Raw genomic sequence first — 17,058 nt, forward strand, 5'->3', positions numbered from 1 at the left:
ACATGCTGTACCGAATCGCCGCCGACGGGCTGATGCTGTTTCACTTGCTGTTCATCGTGTTTGTGTTGTTCGGCGGGTTGCTGGTGCTCAAATGGCGCCACCTGATCTGGTGGCACCCGCCGGCCGCGCTGTGGGGTATGGCGGTGGAGTTCTTCCACCTGCCCTGCCCGCTGACCGACTGGGAAAACCGCATGCGCCATGAAGCCGGGCAAACCGGCTATGGCGGAGGATTCATCGAGCATTACATTTGGCCGGTGATTTACCCGGCGGGGCTGACGCCCGGCATTCAGTTGGGATTGGGCGCCGTGGTGTTGCTGATCAACGTGCTGATCTATCTTCGGTTGATCAAGCGATGGGCTGCCTGATCTTCAACCAGCCCGACGTTCAGTTGGCAATCACGCTCATGTTCCGCCCACTGGCCTTGGCCACGTACAGCGCCTTGTCTGCCGCACCAATCAGGTCTTCGGGGCGGACCTGGGACGCGGCATTGCTGGCACAGACGCCGACACTGACGGTCACGATGCCTTCCGGGCTGTCACTGTGGGCAATGTCGGCCTGCAGTACCGCACGGCGGATTTTCTCCGCCACCAGAAATGCCCCCACGTAGTCGCTGCCGGGCAGCACCACGGCAAACTCTTCGCCACCATAGCGGGCGGCCAGGTCACCGGGACGCTTGATGCTGTTCGTGATGATCGCACTGACCTTGCGCAAACACTCGTCACCGGCCAGGTGGCCGTAGCAGTCGTTGAACGGTTTGAAATGGTCGACATCAATCATCAACAGCGCCAATTCGGACTGGCTGCGTCGGGCACGGCCCATTTCAGCATCGATGAAAGCGTCGAGCTGACGGCGGTTGGCCAGCCCCGTCAGCGCGTCCTTGAGGGCCAGGCCTTCGAGGTTGCGATTGACCTCCAGGAGCTTGTCCTGGGTGTCCAGCAACTCGACCTGCACCAGGTTCTGCTGCCTCATCAGCTTGATAAGCCGAAACCCCAGTACCCCGAGAAAACTCAGCAACAGCGCGACGATGCCGGCGCTGAGCAGCGTCTCCTTGCGCCAGCTGCCGAGCACTTCATCCTTGTTCACCGCGGTAAAAACGATCAGCGGATAACCCTCGACCCGGCGATAGCCCGTCACCCGCTCGACACCGTCAACGATCGACCTGAGCGTGGCCGTACCTGCGTCGCCCTTGGGCAACAACTCGTTGAACAACGGGCTCTTGGCGAGGCTGGAACCGATCTCCGCTTCCTTGAAGGGCCTGCGAATGACAATGCGGGCATTGTCGCCGATCAGGTTGATCACGCCGTTACTGCCCATGTCGATGCTGTCGTAGAGCTGCAGGAAATGGCTGAGGTAAATCGTCGCCACCGCCACCCCGGCGAAGCTGCCGTCGGGATGATTGAACCGGCGCGAAACCGTCATGATCCATTCACCGCTCGAACGGCTCTTGATCGACGGCCCGATGTGCGGCCCACGACTGGGGTTATCGCGATGGAAGGTGAAGTATTCGCGGTCGGAATTGTTGACGCCGGTTTGGCCGGCGCCGTTGGAGTTGGCGATCCATTGCCCTTTTTCGTCGAAAACGAACACGCCATGGAGCTGACTCAACTCACTGCGCTGGGCATTGAGCAATGCCGGCAGCCGGGATTGATCCACACCCTCGTGCTCCAGCCGATCGACCAGGGTGAACAACAGTGTGTCGGCCTGCTTGATCGTTGCCTGCGCTTGCGATGCCAGGGTCTGCGCAAGGTTGGACATCGTCACTTCCTTGTCATGCAGGTAGTACTGGCGCGAGCTCCAGGCTTCCCAGATCACGATAGCCACCATCGACAGGCACACTGCGAGCAGCAGGATCACCGCCGAGCGAACCTTGAGCCGGGGCACCGCTGGCCGGAGCATTTCAATATGATCGTTGAACGATGGATGTACCATGCTGCTCCCTGATTGTCTGTGACAGGGCGACTCTTCCTGATCGCCTCTTTTGCTGACTATGCCTGATACAGGCTCGCAATGATGTTAGCGCGACGCCTGCTTTACCGCCTCCAGCCACGTCGGATCCAGCCGCGTCTGTTCGGTGTCGATGCCCAGCGCTTGCATTCGTTCCTTGTGCTGATCCATTTCGCGGAGCAACTGGCCGTGGTCGCTGGAGTTGCCATCGAGTTGATGCATCTGGTTCAACCCCAAATGGTAGAAACGCAACAGCTTCATCGCAACCGGATCGCCCTTTTCCACGGCCGTCGTTACATGATGCATGACATTGGTAACGCTCATCAGGCTGCGCTTGAGTTGCCAACTGTAGACCGCCGGCGCCATCCATTCCTGGCGCCAGAACACCTTGCGCATCAACGCTGCCATCGCCAGCACCGCAACGAACACGCCACCGGCATTGAAGCGCAGATTGTCGCCTCCCGGCGTGCCGAACAGAGCCACCGCCGCCGTGGACAGCACCATCGCCAGCGCCAGAAAGATCAGGGCAATGATGACCGTGCTGCGCCGTGTCTGTTGCCGGTAGGTCTGGGCGTTCATCGGCTGGATTTCGAACATTGCGTCGGGTTTCCTGAGCTTCAATGGTAAAAAGGGGTCTGAGGCAAAAAGACTGCGGGCCATTATCGCCTCTGCGCGGGATTTAGCTATGCTGGGGCTCCTTTTCATCTTTTCATCGTCAAGCGGGGACATGGCGAGACTGCGCAGTTCGTGCCATCTTCTTTCATGAGTACACATTATTCGGATGCCATTCGTTGTTGTTGTGTGAATGACATCGTTTTAAGGATCATTGAATGACCCAACGCCAAGTTATCAACGCCTCCGTCAGTCCCAAAGGCAGCCTGGAAACACTCTCGCAACGGGAAGTCCAGCAATTGAGCGAAGCCGGTTCCGGCAGCACCTACACCCTCTTCCGCCAGTGCGCCCTGGCCATCCTCAACACCGGCGCCCATGTCGACAACGCCAAGACCATCCTTGAAGCCTACAAGGATTTTGAAATCCGCATTCACCAGCAGGACCGTGGCGTGCGCCTGGAACTGCTGAACGCCCCGGCCGACGCCTTCGTCGACGGTGAAATGATCGCCAGCACCCGGGAAATGCTGTTCAGCGCCCTGCGTGACATCGTCTACACCGAAAACGAACTCGACAGCCAACGCATCGACCTGAGCAGCTCCCAGGGCATCAGCGATTACGTCTTCCACCTGCTGCGCAACGCCCGCACCCTGCGCCCTGGCGTCGAGCCGAAGATCGTGGTGTGTTGGGGCGGGCACTCGATCAACACCGAAGAATACAAATACACCAAGAAAGTCGGCCACGAACTGGGCCTGCGCAGCCTGGACATCTGCACCGGTTGCGGCCCCGGCGTGATGAAAGGCCCGATGAAAGGCGCCACCATCGCCCACGCCAAGCAACGCATCCACGGCGGCCGCTACCTGGGCCTGACCGAACCCGGAATCATCGCCGCCGAGGCGCCGAACCCGATCGTCAACGAACTGGTGATCCTGCCGGACATCGAAAAACGCCTGGAAGCCTTCGTCCGCGTAGGCCACGGCATCATCATCTTCCCGGGCGGCGCCGGTACGGCCGAAGAGTTCCTGTACCTGCTGGGCATCCTGATGCACCCGGGCAATGAAGGCCTGCCCTTCCCGGTCATCCTCACCGGGCCGAAACACGCCGCGCCGTACCTGGAACAACTGGACGCATTCGTCGGTGCGACCCTGGGCGAAACCGCCAAGCAGCACTACCAGATCATCATCGATGACCCGGCCGAAGTGGCGCGGCAGATGACCCAGGGTCTCAAGGCGGTCAAGCAGTTCCGCCGCGAGCGCAACGACGCGTTCCACTTCAACTGGCTGCTGAAAATCGACGAAGGCTTCCAGCGCCCGTTCGACCCGACCCACGAAAACATGGCCAACCTGAAACTGAGCCTCGACCTGCCGTCCCACGAACTGGCAGCGAACCTGCGCCGCGCGTTCTCCGGCATCGTCGCCGGCAACGTCAAGGACAAGGGCATCCGCCTGATCGAAGAACACGGGCCGTACCAGATCCGTGGCGACGCGGCGATCATGCAACCGCTGGACCTGCTGCTCAAAGCCTTCGTCGCCCAGCACCGGATGAAACTGCCGGGCGGCGCGGCGTATGTGCCGTGTTATCGGGTGGTGGCATAACCCTTTCGGTGTAATAACGCCGACATGAGCTTTACCGTCGCGAGCCGCAGTGAAAGCTGCGGTTCGCGGCACTCTATGGAAAGAAAAAAATGCGCCAACGTAATTCCGCCAGACTGCTGGTGATCAATCCCTCGCAACAGGTTCTGCTGTTTCACTTCCAACACAAAAACGATGCCCTCGCTGGCCAAAGCCACTGGGCGACACCCGGTGGGGGGCTTGAGCAGGGTGAATCCTTTGAGGTTGCGGCGGTTCGTGAACTGTTTGAAGAGACGGGTTTACGCATCGACACGGTGGGGCCGAGCGTTGCAGAACGCAGTTTTCCGATGATGCTGCCAAGCGGCGAAACGGTGTTGTCCGTTGAGCGCTATTTCGTGGTTCATACCGACCGTGAACACCTGTCCCGGGAGGGATGGACGGCTAACGAAGTCCGGGTAATGGCTGACCATAAATGGTGGTCGGTGGCAGAGCTGCAAGAGACCCGAGAAACGGTGTGGCCGGAGCAGTTGATCACGATGCTGGAAAACGCCTGAAGCGTGCAAGCGAACACAACCCCTGTGGCGAGGGGGCTTGCCCCCGTTCGGCTGCGCAGCAGTCGCAAATTCATTCAGCGCGGTCAGCCTGAAAAACCGCATTGCCTGATTTTGGGGCCGCTACGCAGCCCAACGGGGGCAAGCCCCCTCGCCACAAAGGTTCTGTGTTTAGTCCAATGGGGCAACATTATCCAGAGCGCGGTTGACCGCCAGGTCCGCCAGCATGATCACCTGCTGGATACCCAGCAGCATGCTGCGCTGGGGGCCGTCCAGAAACGTGGCGAAATCAGTCGCCATCACGCTTGCTGAAGCCAGCGATTCACAGGCGTGGGCCAACAGGGTTTCGGTGTCGATGTTCGGGGCGATGACGAACATCGTGCTGGGATTGTGGGGGGCGATGCTTTTGAGGATGGCAGGTTTCAGGTGGAGAGTTGATGCACGCTGACTGGTATCGGCTTTTGATTCGGGGGGATTTGGCGTGGGTTTGACGATGACGAAGCTCCTTGATTGATGGAGCCGCCACAATTCGCTGCGAAACGAAGAAGGTGGCGGCCATACGCGGGTTCGCAGACCGGGAATCAAGGAACCCGGCAGACCCGAAAGTCTCCCGCGCACAGCCGCCATAACGCAAAACAGTGGGCGAACAAAAGCGCCAACTGCAAGGAAACGGTGGCGCTGAGCGCCTTGATTAACCTGGGCTGCGAAACCCGATCGCTGAATTTGCAGCGACCCGGCAACGATAGAATCAGGGTCCAAGGCCCACAAGCCGGCGGATTCTGGCGTAGTTGTAGGCAACGACGCAAGGCGGTGTAGCCTCACTCCTGGTCCTACAGCCGCCTCTGACATCCACAAATTCCTGTGGTGTGAGCCAAAGGATTATCGTTGGTTGTAAGACCGCCATCGCGAGCAAGCTCGCTCCCACAGAAGAGCAAAAAGCAGAGCATCCCGCACCACCGCGTCGCTTCTCACCACTCATCAGGCCGAGCGTTAGCTCGCCTGCAGCTCTTGATCTTGATCCACCCGCCCCCTCGGCAGGCTGAGCGGAGGTGTTTATCCGGGGATTGGCGCGCAGCGCCGTTCGACGCAGTCGAACTCATTGCATGTAGGTCGAAGCGAAGCCGACCGGAGGGCAATGCCCCCCGGATGAATACCGCAGCGAAGGAACGCCGAGCCTCAGCGAGGGGCCGTACGTAAGGGGCGAGACTTTTTGGTTCCTTTTGTGTCGTTTGACAAAAGGGACTCGCCGTAAGGGCGAAACCATAAGCAGCCGTTACCGCAGCAATGGATATGTACACGGTCAACAAAAAGACAGGTCGGCTGTCAGGCCGCCTTCGCAAGCAATCCCGCTCCTGCGATTCAAGGCTGCAATGCCTGGGGCCCGGTGGACTGTTCTTTCGGCGGCCCGTCGGTACCTTCGAAGGAGACTTTCTCGGCCACGAACTGCCAATCCTTGTAGCTGGCCATGCCTTTGAAGTCCGCCCACTGGCTGGGAAAATTCTCTTGCTTGAGCGGCTTCTGCTCGGACGGGCAGTACACACCGCTGATCCGCCCGTCAAAATCACGCATCAGCTCCCATTCGCCCCCTGTCATCGGCTCCGGGTACAACTGCCGCAGATGATGCCTGGCCGACGGGAAACGCTCGTCCTGCAACAGGTCCTTGAGTTCTTTCGGATACTGGGCCATACCGGGCGAACTGCGGTAATAGCTGCGCAGCGCCTGGGCATATTGCGTACCGACCCAGAGCAACTGGTTTTCGCGATCGCGGCGCGCAGCGGTGGCCCACAACTCGCCGGCACTGGCCAGGCCCATGCCCAGCACGACGACCAGAAACAGCACGCCCAGGTAGGTGAAGCCGTCCTGGTTCGAAGGTTTACCACTCGGAATACAGGCTGCCATCACGCGCCCTCCCGCTGGCCCCACTCTTGATATCGGCCACCCCGCCCGCCACGCCATCCGGTGGCGCGACTATGACCCAAGTGTCCTTGCGCTCGGCAATCGGGTCCAGAGGCTGGTTGCGCAGGTAGCGCAGTTCGACCAGCTGTTCGATGGAATCGGGATAACGCCCGGTGTCTCCATAGTAATGATCCAGCGCCTCGCGCATGGACGACAGGCTCTGATGCAAGGTGGTCTCTTTGGAAGCTTCCAGGCTGCTGAAGTAGCGTGGCAAGGCGATCGTCATCAGGGTCGCGATGATTGCCATGACCACCATCAGTTCAATCAGGGTAAAGCCCTTTTGCCGACGCATATGCTCACCACTCTCGGTAGGCGATGCCATTGAGGCCCTTGCCGCGGGCCTTGGAGTAAACGTCAAAGACGTCCTGGCCCTCGCGCGGGTTCTCAGCCGAACTGTCATAGGAACGCAGGCCCCAGCCGCCCTCGTCGTCACGCTTGACGGCTGCCAGCGGGTCACGGGGGATGCGCCGCAGGAAGTAGAACTTGGCGCCCTTTGCGCTGCGCGTGTCACGCACACCCTCGACCAGTACTTGCAGGTTCGGCGGGTAGCCGCTGCTGTCGAGCGACTTCTCGATGTAGCCCGCGTCGAAGGCTTGTTTGTAAGCGTCGATGGCATCGCGGATCTGGTACAGCGCGGTTCGCAGGTCCTGCTCTTTGCCCCGACGCACCACGGTCTCGGTCAGCGGTGCGGCCATGCCGGCCAGCAGGCCGACCAGGGCGAGCGTCACCACGACTTCGACCAGGGTAAAACCGCGTTGCGAGGAGTTCATGATCAAGGCTTCCCGACGGTAACGGTGGTGGCGATCGGGGCGGTCATGGGGTTGGCCTGAACCGTGGTGCTCATCGAACGGTCCGGTGCCTGGATGTGCATGCTGGTTTCGGTACCGGTCGGGAACTCCATGTCCGACGGACTCTGGTACGGCAGATTGCGCACGATCCGCGGGGTGATCGACAGCACCAGTTCGGATTTGATGACGTCGTCCCTGTTGCTGCCGAACAGGCGACCCAGGCCGGGAATGTCGCCAAGGCCGGGAATCTTGTTGCCGGTGGCGCCGTGGTCGTCGCGCACCAGACCGGCGAGGATCTGGGTTTCGCCGTCATGTAGACGCAAGGTGGTCTGGGCGTTGCGGGTATCGACCTGGACCGGAATGGTGCCCTGAGCGGTCGGTGTCAGCGGCGTGGCGTTACTGACTTCCAGCGCGATCTTGATCGCCACTTCGTTGTTCAGGTGCACGATGGGCTGCACTTCGAGCTTCAGACCGACGTCGAGGTAGGTCACGCTTTCGGTGATCACCGGGCCCTGGGTCGAAGGCACCGAGGTGGCGCTGATGATCGGCACGCGCTGACCGATGTGGATGCGCGCCTGTTCGCGGTTGCTGACCCGAATCACGGGGCTGGCCAGGGTATTGATGTCCTTGTCCTGGGCATTGATCTTGGCCTGGGGCGATGGCGAGATCGTGATGCGGCCGGAGTTGATGCCCTTGAGCTGATCGAGAAGGGTCACCGCCGATCCGTCGCTGTTGACCACGCCGAAGGTGTTTGGCCATTGCAGGCCAAGGTCGAGAATGCGCTGGCGGGCGACTTCCATCACTTCCACTTCCAGCACCACTTCCGGGTTGGACTGGTCCTGCGATTGCAGGAGTTTTTCCGCCATGCGCACAGCGTCACCGGTATCGCGCATGGTCAGGGTGTTGAGGCGCTCATCGACGAACACGTCGCGGGTCTTGAGCATGGTCTTGATCATGTTCAACGCCGTGTTGGCATCGATGCTGGTCAGGTAGAAGGTGCGCATCACCAGCTCCTGGTAATCCTTGAGTTTCTGCGGCGAGTCCGGGTAGATCAGCACGGTGTTTTCATTGACCACTTTCTGATGCAGCTGGTTCTGTTGCAGCAGCAGATCCACGGCGTCTTCGATACGCACGTCACGTACGAAGATCGTGGCTTTCATGTCCGGGCGCAGGTCCTTGTCGAAGATGAAGTTCAGGCCGGCGACCTGGGACAACACTTCGAAAATGGTCTTGAGGTTGGCATCGCGAAACTCCAGGGTCACCGGCCGGTCAAGGCGCGTGCGCAGTTGTGGGTACTGCACCACGTTGCGGCTCTGCACCAGGCGGATGCTGCCTTGCAGTTCCAGGGCGCCTTCGTTCTTCGGGTCCAGTTCGAGAATCTGTCTGACCTGGCGGTCGGCACCGTAGATGTCACCGCGACGCAGGTCGCCACGGGCCAGTTCGAGTTTCTCATCCATGCTGCGCAGGTAGTCGAGCTGGCGCAGGGAATCCTGGGCACGACGGTTGTTCGGTTCGATGTTCAAGACCCGGCTGTAAGTCATGCGGGCCCCGGCGAAATTACGCTGGGTGCGGTCCATGTCGGCCTGGGTCAGCAGCGCCGTCACGGCGCGGGCCCGTCCGCTGTTGAGAGCCATGTGCAGTTCGGTATCGCGAGGGTTTTCCCGCAATCCCTCTTCGATGCGCGCCAGACCGGCTTCATATTGGCCCGATTCGATCAGGGCCGAAGCTTCATCCCTGGCAACCTGCGCCGAACTGCATGCGGCCAGCCCCGCGCAGAGACAAAGGCTCATCAGCAAACGGGATTTGTTCATTCCGTACTCCCCACAGACAAGGTCTGCGCCAAATGCAGAGGCAGGTAGACCAGGCTCAGTTCCTTATCGGAAATCCGCTCGATCCGCCAGGTTTCGTCGATGACATCCCCTTTGCGCACGACGTATATTTTTTCGCCGCTCTGCAAAAACACCTGCAGATCGGAACGGTCATCCAGCCTGCCGACAAACTGGAAGGGCAACGGTGGTGCAGTGGGGACTTGCACCACAGGAGTAACGACTACCGGTTGTTCAGTGACGGTGCCAAGGGCCGGCGCCGCTATCCAGCTACGGGCGGCGAACAGGTCGCCTGCCGGGCTCAGGTCCTTGATCGGCGCCAGCGCAGCGGCGCTCGATGCAGCCGTCGATGCGCCAGGGGTCTTGCCCTTGGCTGGCATAGCCACGGTGGCCACCGCAAGGTCGCTGTCGCCGGCCTGATTGAAGTATTCGGGGAGCCAGGCGAGCGCTGCCGCTACACCGAAGAACGCCACCCACCCCGACACTCGTTTGGTATTCATCATGACCTCGACAGGTAAAGGGTCATGCGGATCCGCCCGGTCAGGTCGGTATCGGCGATATTCTTGCGCTGTAGCTCCACATCCTCGAGCACCACCGCCGGCAACTGGCCGAGCAAGGCGTGCAGGAAACGCCGCAGTTGCGGATAGCTGCCACGTACCGGCAGCAGAATCTGATAACGGGCCAGGTGGGTCTTGGGGTCCACGCCCAGTGAGTATTCACCCCGGGACAAGGTGATGCGTTCCTGGGCAGCCAGGGCGTAGATCTTGTCGATGGCCACGGTAGCCTGGGGCTGGGACGGTAACTTGCTGCGAAAATCGTCGAGTTGGCGCTGCGGCACCACCGGCGCGGCCACGCTGCCGTCTTCGACCTTGGCCAGGTACTCGGTGGCTTCGCGAGTCTGCTGGTTGAGGCTTTGCAGCGACTCCCAGTCCGGCAGCAACCCCACCAGGCCATAGCTCAGCGCCAGCACCAGCATGGCCATCCCTGCCAGCCCCGGAACACCCAGGCCTTGCAGGTATTCGTGGACGATCAATTTATGGATTTGCATCGCCGATCTCCCAGGTAGCCGACAGGTTGAACTGCACCGGGTGTTCCGGCACGTTGGCGACAATTTCGTGGCTCAGCAGCGATACGTCGGACAGCTCGTCGCTGGCTTCGAGACGGCGGTGGAAATCGAGCATGGCGTCCAGGTCCAGCGCCTCGGCGCTGATCCGCACCTGGCCCTTGCGGGCGTCCGGGGTCAGGGTCAGCAGGGCAATGTTGTCCCGCGGCATGGCTTCGAGGGTGGCGAACAGGCGTTCCCAAGGGCGACGCAACTGCTGGGAGACCTTGCGCATTTCCGCCAGGTTATGCGCCTGTTCGCGAATTTGCGCCGGGGTCAGGCTGAGCTTGCTGCCGGTATCGCCGGTGAGCACTCGCTGTGTGATTTGCAGATGACCTTGCTGTTGTTCGGCCTCGTGGCTCAGGTGCTGTTGCACCAGCAGGCAGGTCAGTGTCAGCACCACGCCACCGGCCAGCAGGCTCCAGCCCAAGGGGCCTGCACGGCGGCGCGGCTGAAAGTCGAGCATCAGGGGGCGCATGTCAGGCCACCGCCCGAGACATGAGGTACAGGCAATCGCGTACGGCTGTCCGGTCTTCTTCGAGGGTGCGCAGATGCACACCAGGCACGTCAGGAGGCGAATCGATGCGCGCCGGTGCATGCAGGTAGACATTCAACGGCCGTTCGCTGCTGGAAGCCTGCAACTGGTGTTCACGACCGATCAACGCGGTCAGCGCCGCATCGCTGTCGCTGCTGCCCACCGATCGCACCGAGGTCCAGCGCCCTTCCCTGGCCAGCAGCAACACGCTGCGCACCGGTTCGGCGACCACGAACAGGAAATCCCCGGCCTCAAAGCTTTTATCGAAATGGTTGAACGCCGTCATCAGGTACGGCTGCACCGAACGCAAGCGCAAACCGCGAGCCCTGACCAGGGCGCGCAGGCGTTCGAGCAAGTCCTGTGGCAGCGCGGTGGCGATGCGGTCGTAACCGGCGGGTTCGGCCGACAGCACCAGGCTCCAGGGTTGTGTCGGGGCACCGTAGAGGTCTTCGAAACACAGTTGGGCGAAGCCGAGCAATTCGGCCGGGCTACTGATCTGCTCACTCCAGGGCACCAGGCAATAGCGACTGAAGTGCCCGGAGATCACCACCGTCAGTTCCGCCCTGGCAACGGTGTGTTCGGCCAACAAACGGTCGAGGGTATCGAGGGCCACCGTCCAGGCCTGGAAGCCTTCGTCAATGTAGCCGACGCTGCCCAGCCAGTGGGTTGCAGCGCCTTGCCGCTGCCCCAGGCCAACACCGCTTGCGCCGAGCACGGCGACAAATTGCTCACGAGATAAAAGTGACACGATTGATCTCCTCGAGAGTCGTCCGGCCTTGTTCCACCATCTCCAGCGCCGACTCGCGCAACAGGCGCAAGCCACGTTTACAGGCGTGCGCCTTGATTTTCGAAATGGGTTGGCGCTCGACGATCATTTGCCGCAATTCGTCGTCCAGGTGCAGCAACTCGGCAATTGCGCTACGCCCGCGATAACCGGTGCCCCGGCAATGCCCGCAGCCCTTGCCATGGACGAACCGGTAGTGAGCGACCTTTTGCGGATCAAGCCCCGAGACCTCCAGCTCTTCTTGCGTCGGGCTGTAGGGGCTGCTGCAACTGGTGCAGACCAGGCGGATCAAACGCTGGGCCAGTACGGCATTGAGTGCCGAGACCAGGCTGTAGGGATCGATTTCCATCTGGGTGAAACGGCCGATGACGTCGAACACGTTGTTGGCGTGAATGGTGGTGAACACAAGGTGACCGGTGAGCGCCGATTGCACGGCGATCTGTGCGGTGTCCGGGTCGCGGATTTCACCGACCATGATCTTGTCCGGGTCATGGCGCAGGATCGAGCGCAGGCCCCGGGCGAAGGTCAGGCCTTTCTTCTCGTTGACGGGGATCTGCAGCACGCCCGGCAGTTGATATTCCACCGGGTCCTCAATGGTGATGATCTTGTCCACGCCGTGGTTGATCTCGGTGATCATCGCGTACAGGGTAGTGGTCTTGCCGCTACCGGTCGGCCCGGTCACCAGCACCATGCCGTAGGGTTCGGCGGCCAGCCGGCGCAGCTGGCGCAGGGTTTCTTCTTCAAAGCCCAGGGCCTGCAACTGCACGCCACAGACCTTGTCCGCCAGGTCCTGTTTGTCGAGTACCCGCAGCACCGCGTCTTCGCCGAAAATGCTCGGCATGATCGACACCCGGAAGTCGATCTGTCGGCCGCTGATGCCGATCTTGAAGCGACCATCCTGGGGCACGCGTTTTTCGCCAATGTCCAGTTCGGCCATGACCTTGACCCGGGAAATCACTTGCTCGGCGAACTCGCTGCCCTGGATTTTGCTGATGTTGTTGAGCACGCCGTCGATCCGGTACTTGATCACCAGGCCGCTGCCGGTGGTGCCGAGGTGGATGTCGCTGGCGTGCATTTTCAGCGCGTCGTACAGGGTCGAGTTGACCAGTTTGACCACGACGCTGGAATCTTCGCTGATGCTGGTCAGGGACAGGCTTTGCAGGTTATCGGTTTCGGCGCCGGCGTCGCTCTGGGCGTTGAGCGACTCCACCGCATGGAAGCTTTCTTCGTGACGCGCCAGATAGGCCTTCAGGTCATCGGCATGCACCAGGTACAGCGGCGCACCTTGCAGGCACTCATCGATCCAGGCCAGGCGCGCACTGTCGAAGGGGTCGGCGAAAACACCGATGACCGCATCGTTGTGACGCAACAGGGTGAATTCGCGCTTGAGGCATTGGGCCAGGGTCACCCGGTCGAACACCGGCGTGGAATTGAACAGGCTGTCGGTGTCGAGCACCGGGTAGTGCAGGGTTACGCCGAGGCATTGAATGAAAGGCATGGGAGCCAGTGCGCACAGCCGCCCCAGGGCGTCCAGCATCCGCTCGCCGGAACTGGTGGCCAGGGCTCGGGCCTGGGCCAGTTGCTCACTGGTGAAACGAGTCGGTGAACATTCCGGTTGCGCCGGTTCTACGGCAAAGGATAGACGGTCCATGGCTTGCTCTCCTACGCCCGGGGCTTTGGGCCCTGTCGGCGCGGCGAGCCATTCGGCGGAGGCCGGAACGTCTTGTCGCGCCACTACTCCCCGGTGAGCAACTGTTCGTCGTCTGGCGCCTTGGAGGCCGATGTATTTTTTCGGCGATCTGCCAGCACCCAGCTACCGTCGTACAACTGCAGCGGGAAACTCTCGGTCCTGCTCTGGCGTCGTTCGACAAAGCCTTCGGAAGTGCTCACCCCCACTTTGGGTTCGCGTTGCCTGCCCAGAAGATCAAGCACGGCACGGGCCAATTCCGCCAATGGAAACGGTTTGAACAGGATATGGCTGACGCCCAGTTGCCGGGCCCGCTCGCAAACCTCTGCGGTTGGATGCCCTGTGATCAGCACGAAATGACACTTCCTGTTCTGGCGGACGGCATCGAGCACCTGAAAGCCTTCCATATCGGGCAAGCGGTAATCGAACACCATCACATCGGGCGCGAAATCATCGGCTTCAGCGATTCCTTTCGCACCGTCGTGGGCAATCCGGACTTCCAGTGCTTGCGCCTGCAGGTAACCCTGGAGGTTCTCCGCCAGCAACTGTTCGTCATCAACAACCAGTACTTTATTCAACAAGGTGGACTCCTTGAAACCGCAGGTCCGGATTTTGAACCTGACGGAGTGCGCGTCCTGACAGGACTAACGCACACTTCATGCCAGGCTGGGCACCGGTAATTTGAGGACTTCATGTCCTTGAATTTAAAAAACAATGCCTTTTCGTAGCGCAATTCCATCCCCCAAAAACGGGGAAAGCGACGTGACTGGCACTGGATTTCTCCCCCCACTGTTGGGGAAACCCCCTATTGATCGGCAATCCGTTCGATTCGATTGCGCGAGCGCAATGGCGCCGACGCCCTCATCCCGGTTAAGCGTAGCCCTGCGGTTTCGCCAGTGGAAGCGTCTGCACCGGGCGGTATCGAGTTTCATGATCGGCCTCCGGTCAGGGCTTGGCAGCAATGGGTTTATAGGGCGCGACCAGATAGAAACGCTGGTCCGGCAGATCCACCGTGACGATATGGGCACCGCTCAAGCCCAGGCGCCGGCCCGGACCAAAGCTGATCAGCGGTGTCAGCCCGGTATCGAAGTCACGCAAGCCTTCCAGGGCCCTGACCAGCTTCTCGCGACTGGCATTGCGCCCGGCCTGCTTCATGCCTTCGCTGAGCAGCATCATCGAACTGAACGCGCCCACTTGCAGCACCGCATGCTGTCCACCGAGGCCCTGGTGTTCGCGCAACTGGGTCAAGGCCAGGCGCCCGGCCTGAGTCCAGTCGCTGGGCACGAACGGATAGGCCAGGAACACCCGTCGGGAAAATCCGCTGGGCACCTGCATCAGATTGCCCGCCACCTGGTTCGAGGCGGCGAACAGGTAAGGCACCTGCCCCGCCGTTTGCAAGCGCTCGGCCAGACGACTGAAGCCGCTGCTGCTGCCCAGGTAAAACACCGAGCGCGACCCCAAGGGAAAATCATCCCCGGCCGGGTCATAGGCTTGCAGGCGCACCTTTTGCCAGGCGTGCCCCTGCAAGTACTTGCTGAGCTCCTGCGCCGCCAGGCGTTGGCCGGGTTCGTCCGGGTAGGCGATCAGCGTCGGCCCCTGAAGCACCCGCAGGCTCGCACTGGCGTAGTTGGCCAGGGCGATCAATTGGTCGCGAAGGCCCGGCAGTGGCTCGAATATCTGCGGGCTGGTGTGGAGCGTGCCCTGCAAGGACAGCGGCCCGATCAGGGGAATGCCGGCCTGTTCCAGACGCATGGCGAAGTTCAGGTCCAATGCCGGCGCCATCGGTGCGATGAGGGCAAACACCTGCTCTTCATTGATCAACCGGTCCAGCGCCTTTTCGGCACTGGCGCGGTCGGCGCCGGGGTCGAGGATGGTCAGGCGCAACTGCCGGCCATGAATTCCACCCGCCTCGTTGATGCGCGCCACGCAGCCATTGAGCACCGCTGCCACCGTGATGCCCTCCTCGCCCAAGGGGCCGGAACCCGGCAACAACGTACCCAGGTGCAGACTGTCGGGGGCCAGTCCCGGAACGCGGTCTTCGGCCAGGTGCTTGAGGTACGCCGTGAGGTTGCGTTGATCGATCATTGACAACACGAACCGTGGCATCGTCGGATCGAGCCGATTGTTGCCCGGGTCGCGCCCCTCCTGCACCGCCCGCGCCAGGGTGATTTCGCTGTAGGCCGGATAACTGCGGCCGTTGATGTGCTGCTGGCCTTGACTGCTGGCCAGTCGCGACCAGCGCAGGTCCGGCGGTCGCACCTCGCCTTCCGGGCGCCCGAGGCCATCCTCGCCATGACAATTGGCGCACGGCAGGCGGGTGGCCGGCAGCAGCACGCCCGCTGCGCCGACCCGGACCATGATCGGTTCGCCGCTGGCCGACACGCCTTCGTGGTACAACCGTTTACCGGCACTTTCGCTAAGGCTCAGCGGCAGCGCCTGGGCGGTGAGCGCGATGCTGCCGAAGAGCAGCAGGCCAAGGACGAGGGCAGTATTCATGGCCGTGGCTCAGCGACGGGCCACGGGCATTGTCAGCAACTGCAAGCGCTGGGCAATGTCGGCGGGACGGATTTTGCTCCAGCGCTTGTTCGCCGCGTCACCGACGATCAACCGTGTGGAGTGCTGCAAGGGGGTCGGCACGATCTGGTCGATGCGACCCCATACAAGGTCCATTTGCACCTTGTCTTCGGTAAGAAAAAACCAGTGGGGCCCATCGATGCCCTGTTTCAAGGTGCAAGCCTTGAGTACCGCTGGCGTGTTGCGCAGCGGATCACTGGTAAGGGAGATAAAGGTGCTGCCGTTCTGGTCCTGCACGGGTATGTCGGGGAAGCAGGTTTTCCTGTCGAAGGCGCTCATGGCTGGTGCTCCATGGCGATGGCGGTGTGCTTGGCGTGGGCGTTGCGTTCGCCTCTGAGCCTCTCGACGGCCCGGGCCAGCTCCGCCGGTTCGGTGAGACCGTAGTAGCGGGTCCAGTAGCGGTTGTTGCCGTCCCCCACCAGAATCAGTGGCGAGTGGTTCTCGAAGTTGCCGCTGTAGACACCCAGGCCCTTGAGGGTGGCATCGACCGCCTGCGGCGAACCGGTCAGCCAGCTCCAGCCCGGCCCTTTCTGGAAGGTGCGGGCGTAGTCGTTCAGGCGTTGGGGATCATCACGCTGCGGGTCGATGCTGATGGACACCAATTGCACCTCGGTGCCGACCCGCGCGCCCAAATGTTTCTGTACCCTGCCCATGATCGAGGACATCACCGGGCAGACCGTGGTGCAACGGGTGTAAATGAAACCCATGACCACGATTTTGTTGCTGACCAGGTCTTTTTCCAGGTTGACGACCTTGCCGTTCTGGTCCAGCAAGGCCACGTCGGCAAATCTGATCCGGGCGTTCTCCGGGCTGGCGGTGCTGGCCGCCGTGTCGTGCCCGGTGTGCTCGTCCGCCGAGTGAGCCAGCGCCTGGTCGATACCGAAGGCCAACAGGCAAAACGTCAGCAGGCCGCAATGCGCGAATCGGTCCATGTCGGTTTCCTCGTTAGTGGGTATCACCAGGACTGACCCGAAATCCCGGCACGACGCCGGACAAGGGTTGGTCCTGTTTTCAGCAACATTCCTCTTTACCGATCTGTACCTGTCTTACCCGCCCCGTTGTGGGGGGGGGGGGGGGGGGGGGGGGGGGGGGGGGGGGGGGAGGGGGGGGGGGGGGGGGGGGGGGGGGGGA

The 17,058-nt window shown here is 61.5% G+C and carries 18 protein-coding genes and 1 pseudogene; 3 read left to right on the top strand and 16 right to left on the bottom strand.

Going from position 1 to position 17,058, the window contains the following annotated elements; translation table 11 throughout:
• Positions 1-2: 2 nt before the first annotated feature.
• Positions 3-365: a DUF2784 domain-containing protein gene (locus tag AC1RS8_RS25815; protein ID WP_090454727.1), complete on the top strand. Its 363-nt coding sequence runs from the start codon at positions 3-5 to the stop codon at positions 363-365.
• 19 nt (positions 366-384) lie between these two features.
• Here AC1RS8_RS25815 and AC1RS8_RS25820 read toward each other — a convergent pair whose 3' ends face one another.
• Together AC1RS8_RS25820 and AC1RS8_RS25825 are read right to left on the bottom strand one after the other, a co-directional pair.
• A complete protein-coding gene (locus tag AC1RS8_RS25820) occupies positions 385-1,929 on the bottom strand; it encodes a sensor domain-containing diguanylate cyclase (protein ID WP_489340345.1) in 1,545 nt (514 codons plus the stop codon).
• Between the two features lie 84 nt (positions 1,930-2,013).
• Complete coding sequence (locus tag AC1RS8_RS25825; RefSeq protein WP_407516113.1) at positions 2,014-2,541, bottom strand: DUF3087 family protein; 528 nt, start codon at positions 2,539-2,541, stop codon at positions 2,014-2,016.
• Between the two features lie 233 nt (positions 2,542-2,774).
• On the opposite strand from AC1RS8_RS25825, the gene ppnN reads away from it, so the two are divergent.
• Positions 2,775-4,148: a nucleotide 5'-monophosphate nucleosidase PpnN gene (gene ppnN / locus AC1RS8_RS25830; protein WP_057715483.1), complete on the top strand. Its 1,374-nt coding sequence runs from the start codon at positions 2,775-2,777 to the stop codon at positions 4,146-4,148.
• Between the two features lie 89 nt (positions 4,149-4,237).
• On the top strand, positions 4,238-4,678 hold the full coding sequence (locus AC1RS8_RS25835; protein ID WP_489340344.1) for an NUDIX hydrolase: 441 nt from the start codon (positions 4,238-4,240) through the stop codon (positions 4,676-4,678).
• A 168-nt stretch (positions 4,679-4,846) separates the two neighbouring features.
• On the opposite strand, the gene AC1RS8_RS25840 is transcribed toward AC1RS8_RS25835, so the two are convergent.
• From AC1RS8_RS25840 to AC1RS8_RS25905, 14 genes and pseudogenes are all read right to left on the bottom strand, one after another.
• On the bottom strand, positions 4,847-5,170 hold the full coding sequence (locus AC1RS8_RS25840; protein ID WP_057715485.1) for a DUF6124 family protein: 324 nt from the start codon (positions 5,168-5,170) through the stop codon (positions 4,847-4,849).
• A gap of 864 nt (positions 5,171-6,034) precedes the next feature.
• Positions 6,035-6,574, bottom strand: a complete 540-nt coding sequence (locus AC1RS8_RS25845) for a type II secretory pathway, pseudopilin PulG (protein ID WP_090454717.1) — start codon at positions 6,572-6,574, stop codon at positions 6,035-6,037.
• The gene (locus tag AC1RS8_RS25850; protein WP_057715487.1) at positions 6,549-6,923 is read right to left on the bottom strand and encodes a type II secretion system protein; all 375 of its coding nucleotides are present in this window, start codon (positions 6,921-6,923) and stop codon (positions 6,549-6,551) included. The genes AC1RS8_RS25845 and AC1RS8_RS25850 overlap by 26 nt, the downstream gene beginning before the upstream one ends.
• A 4-nt stretch (positions 6,924-6,927) precedes the next feature.
• Positions 6,928-7,401 carry a type II secretion system protein gene (locus AC1RS8_RS25855; protein WP_489340343.1) on the bottom strand — a complete coding sequence of 158 codons (474 nt, stop codon included), beginning with the start codon at positions 7,399-7,401 and terminating at the stop codon, positions 6,928-6,930.
• A gap of 2 nt (positions 7,402-7,403) precedes the next feature.
• The gene (locus tag AC1RS8_RS25860; RefSeq protein WP_407516118.1) at positions 7,404-9,230 is read right to left on the bottom strand and encodes a secretin GspD/PilQ domain-containing protein; all 1,827 of its coding nucleotides are present in this window, start codon (positions 9,228-9,230) and stop codon (positions 7,404-7,406) included.
• Positions 9,227-9,745, bottom strand: a complete 519-nt coding sequence (locus AC1RS8_RS25865) for a hypothetical protein (protein ID WP_489340342.1) — start codon at positions 9,743-9,745, stop codon at positions 9,227-9,229. Before AC1RS8_RS25865 ends, AC1RS8_RS25860 begins: the two co-directional genes overlap by 4 nt.
• Complete coding sequence (locus AC1RS8_RS25870) at positions 9,745-10,293, bottom strand: GspMb/PilO family protein (RefSeq protein ID WP_489340341.1); 549 nt, start codon at positions 10,291-10,293, stop codon at positions 9,745-9,747. The genes AC1RS8_RS25865 and AC1RS8_RS25870 overlap by 1 nt, the downstream gene beginning before the upstream one ends.
• Complete coding sequence (locus AC1RS8_RS25875) at positions 10,280-10,825, bottom strand: PilN domain-containing protein (protein WP_057715492.1); 546 nt, start codon at positions 10,823-10,825, stop codon at positions 10,280-10,282. Before AC1RS8_RS25875 ends, AC1RS8_RS25870 begins: the two co-directional genes overlap by 14 nt.
• A gap of 1 nt (position 10,826) precedes the next feature.
• Complete coding sequence (locus AC1RS8_RS25880) at positions 10,827-11,630, bottom strand: hypothetical protein (protein WP_057715493.1); 804 nt, start codon at positions 11,628-11,630, stop codon at positions 10,827-10,829.
• A complete protein-coding gene (locus tag AC1RS8_RS25885) occupies positions 11,611-13,317 on the bottom strand; it encodes a GspE/PulE family protein (RefSeq protein ID WP_150814697.1) in 1,707 nt (568 codons plus the stop codon). The genes AC1RS8_RS25880 and AC1RS8_RS25885 overlap by 20 nt, the downstream gene beginning before the upstream one ends.
• An 83-nt stretch (positions 13,318-13,400) precedes the next feature.
• Positions 13,401-13,934 carry a response regulator gene (locus AC1RS8_RS25890; protein ID WP_057715495.1) on the bottom strand — a complete coding sequence of 178 codons (534 nt, stop codon included), beginning with the start codon at positions 13,932-13,934 and terminating at the stop codon, positions 13,401-13,403.
• Positions 13,935-14,298: 364 nt separating this feature from the next.
• Positions 14,299-15,849, bottom strand: coding sequence for an ABC transporter substrate-binding protein (locus AC1RS8_RS25895; RefSeq protein WP_218498337.1), 1,551 nt, complete (start codon positions 15,847-15,849; stop codon positions 14,299-14,301).
• 9 nt (positions 15,850-15,858) lie between these two features.
• Positions 15,859-16,215, bottom strand: a pseudogene (locus AC1RS8_RS25900) (thioredoxin domain-containing protein); the annotation flags it as partial.
• Positions 16,203-16,859, bottom strand: coding sequence for an SCO family protein (locus tag AC1RS8_RS25905; RefSeq protein WP_340315508.1), 657 nt, complete (start codon positions 16,857-16,859; stop codon positions 16,203-16,205). The pseudogene AC1RS8_RS25900 and the gene AC1RS8_RS25905, both read right to left, overlap by 13 nt.
• Positions 16,860-17,058: the final 199 nt, after the last annotated feature.

The organism is Pseudomonas sp. GW821-FHT12A04, assembly GCF_058807755.1.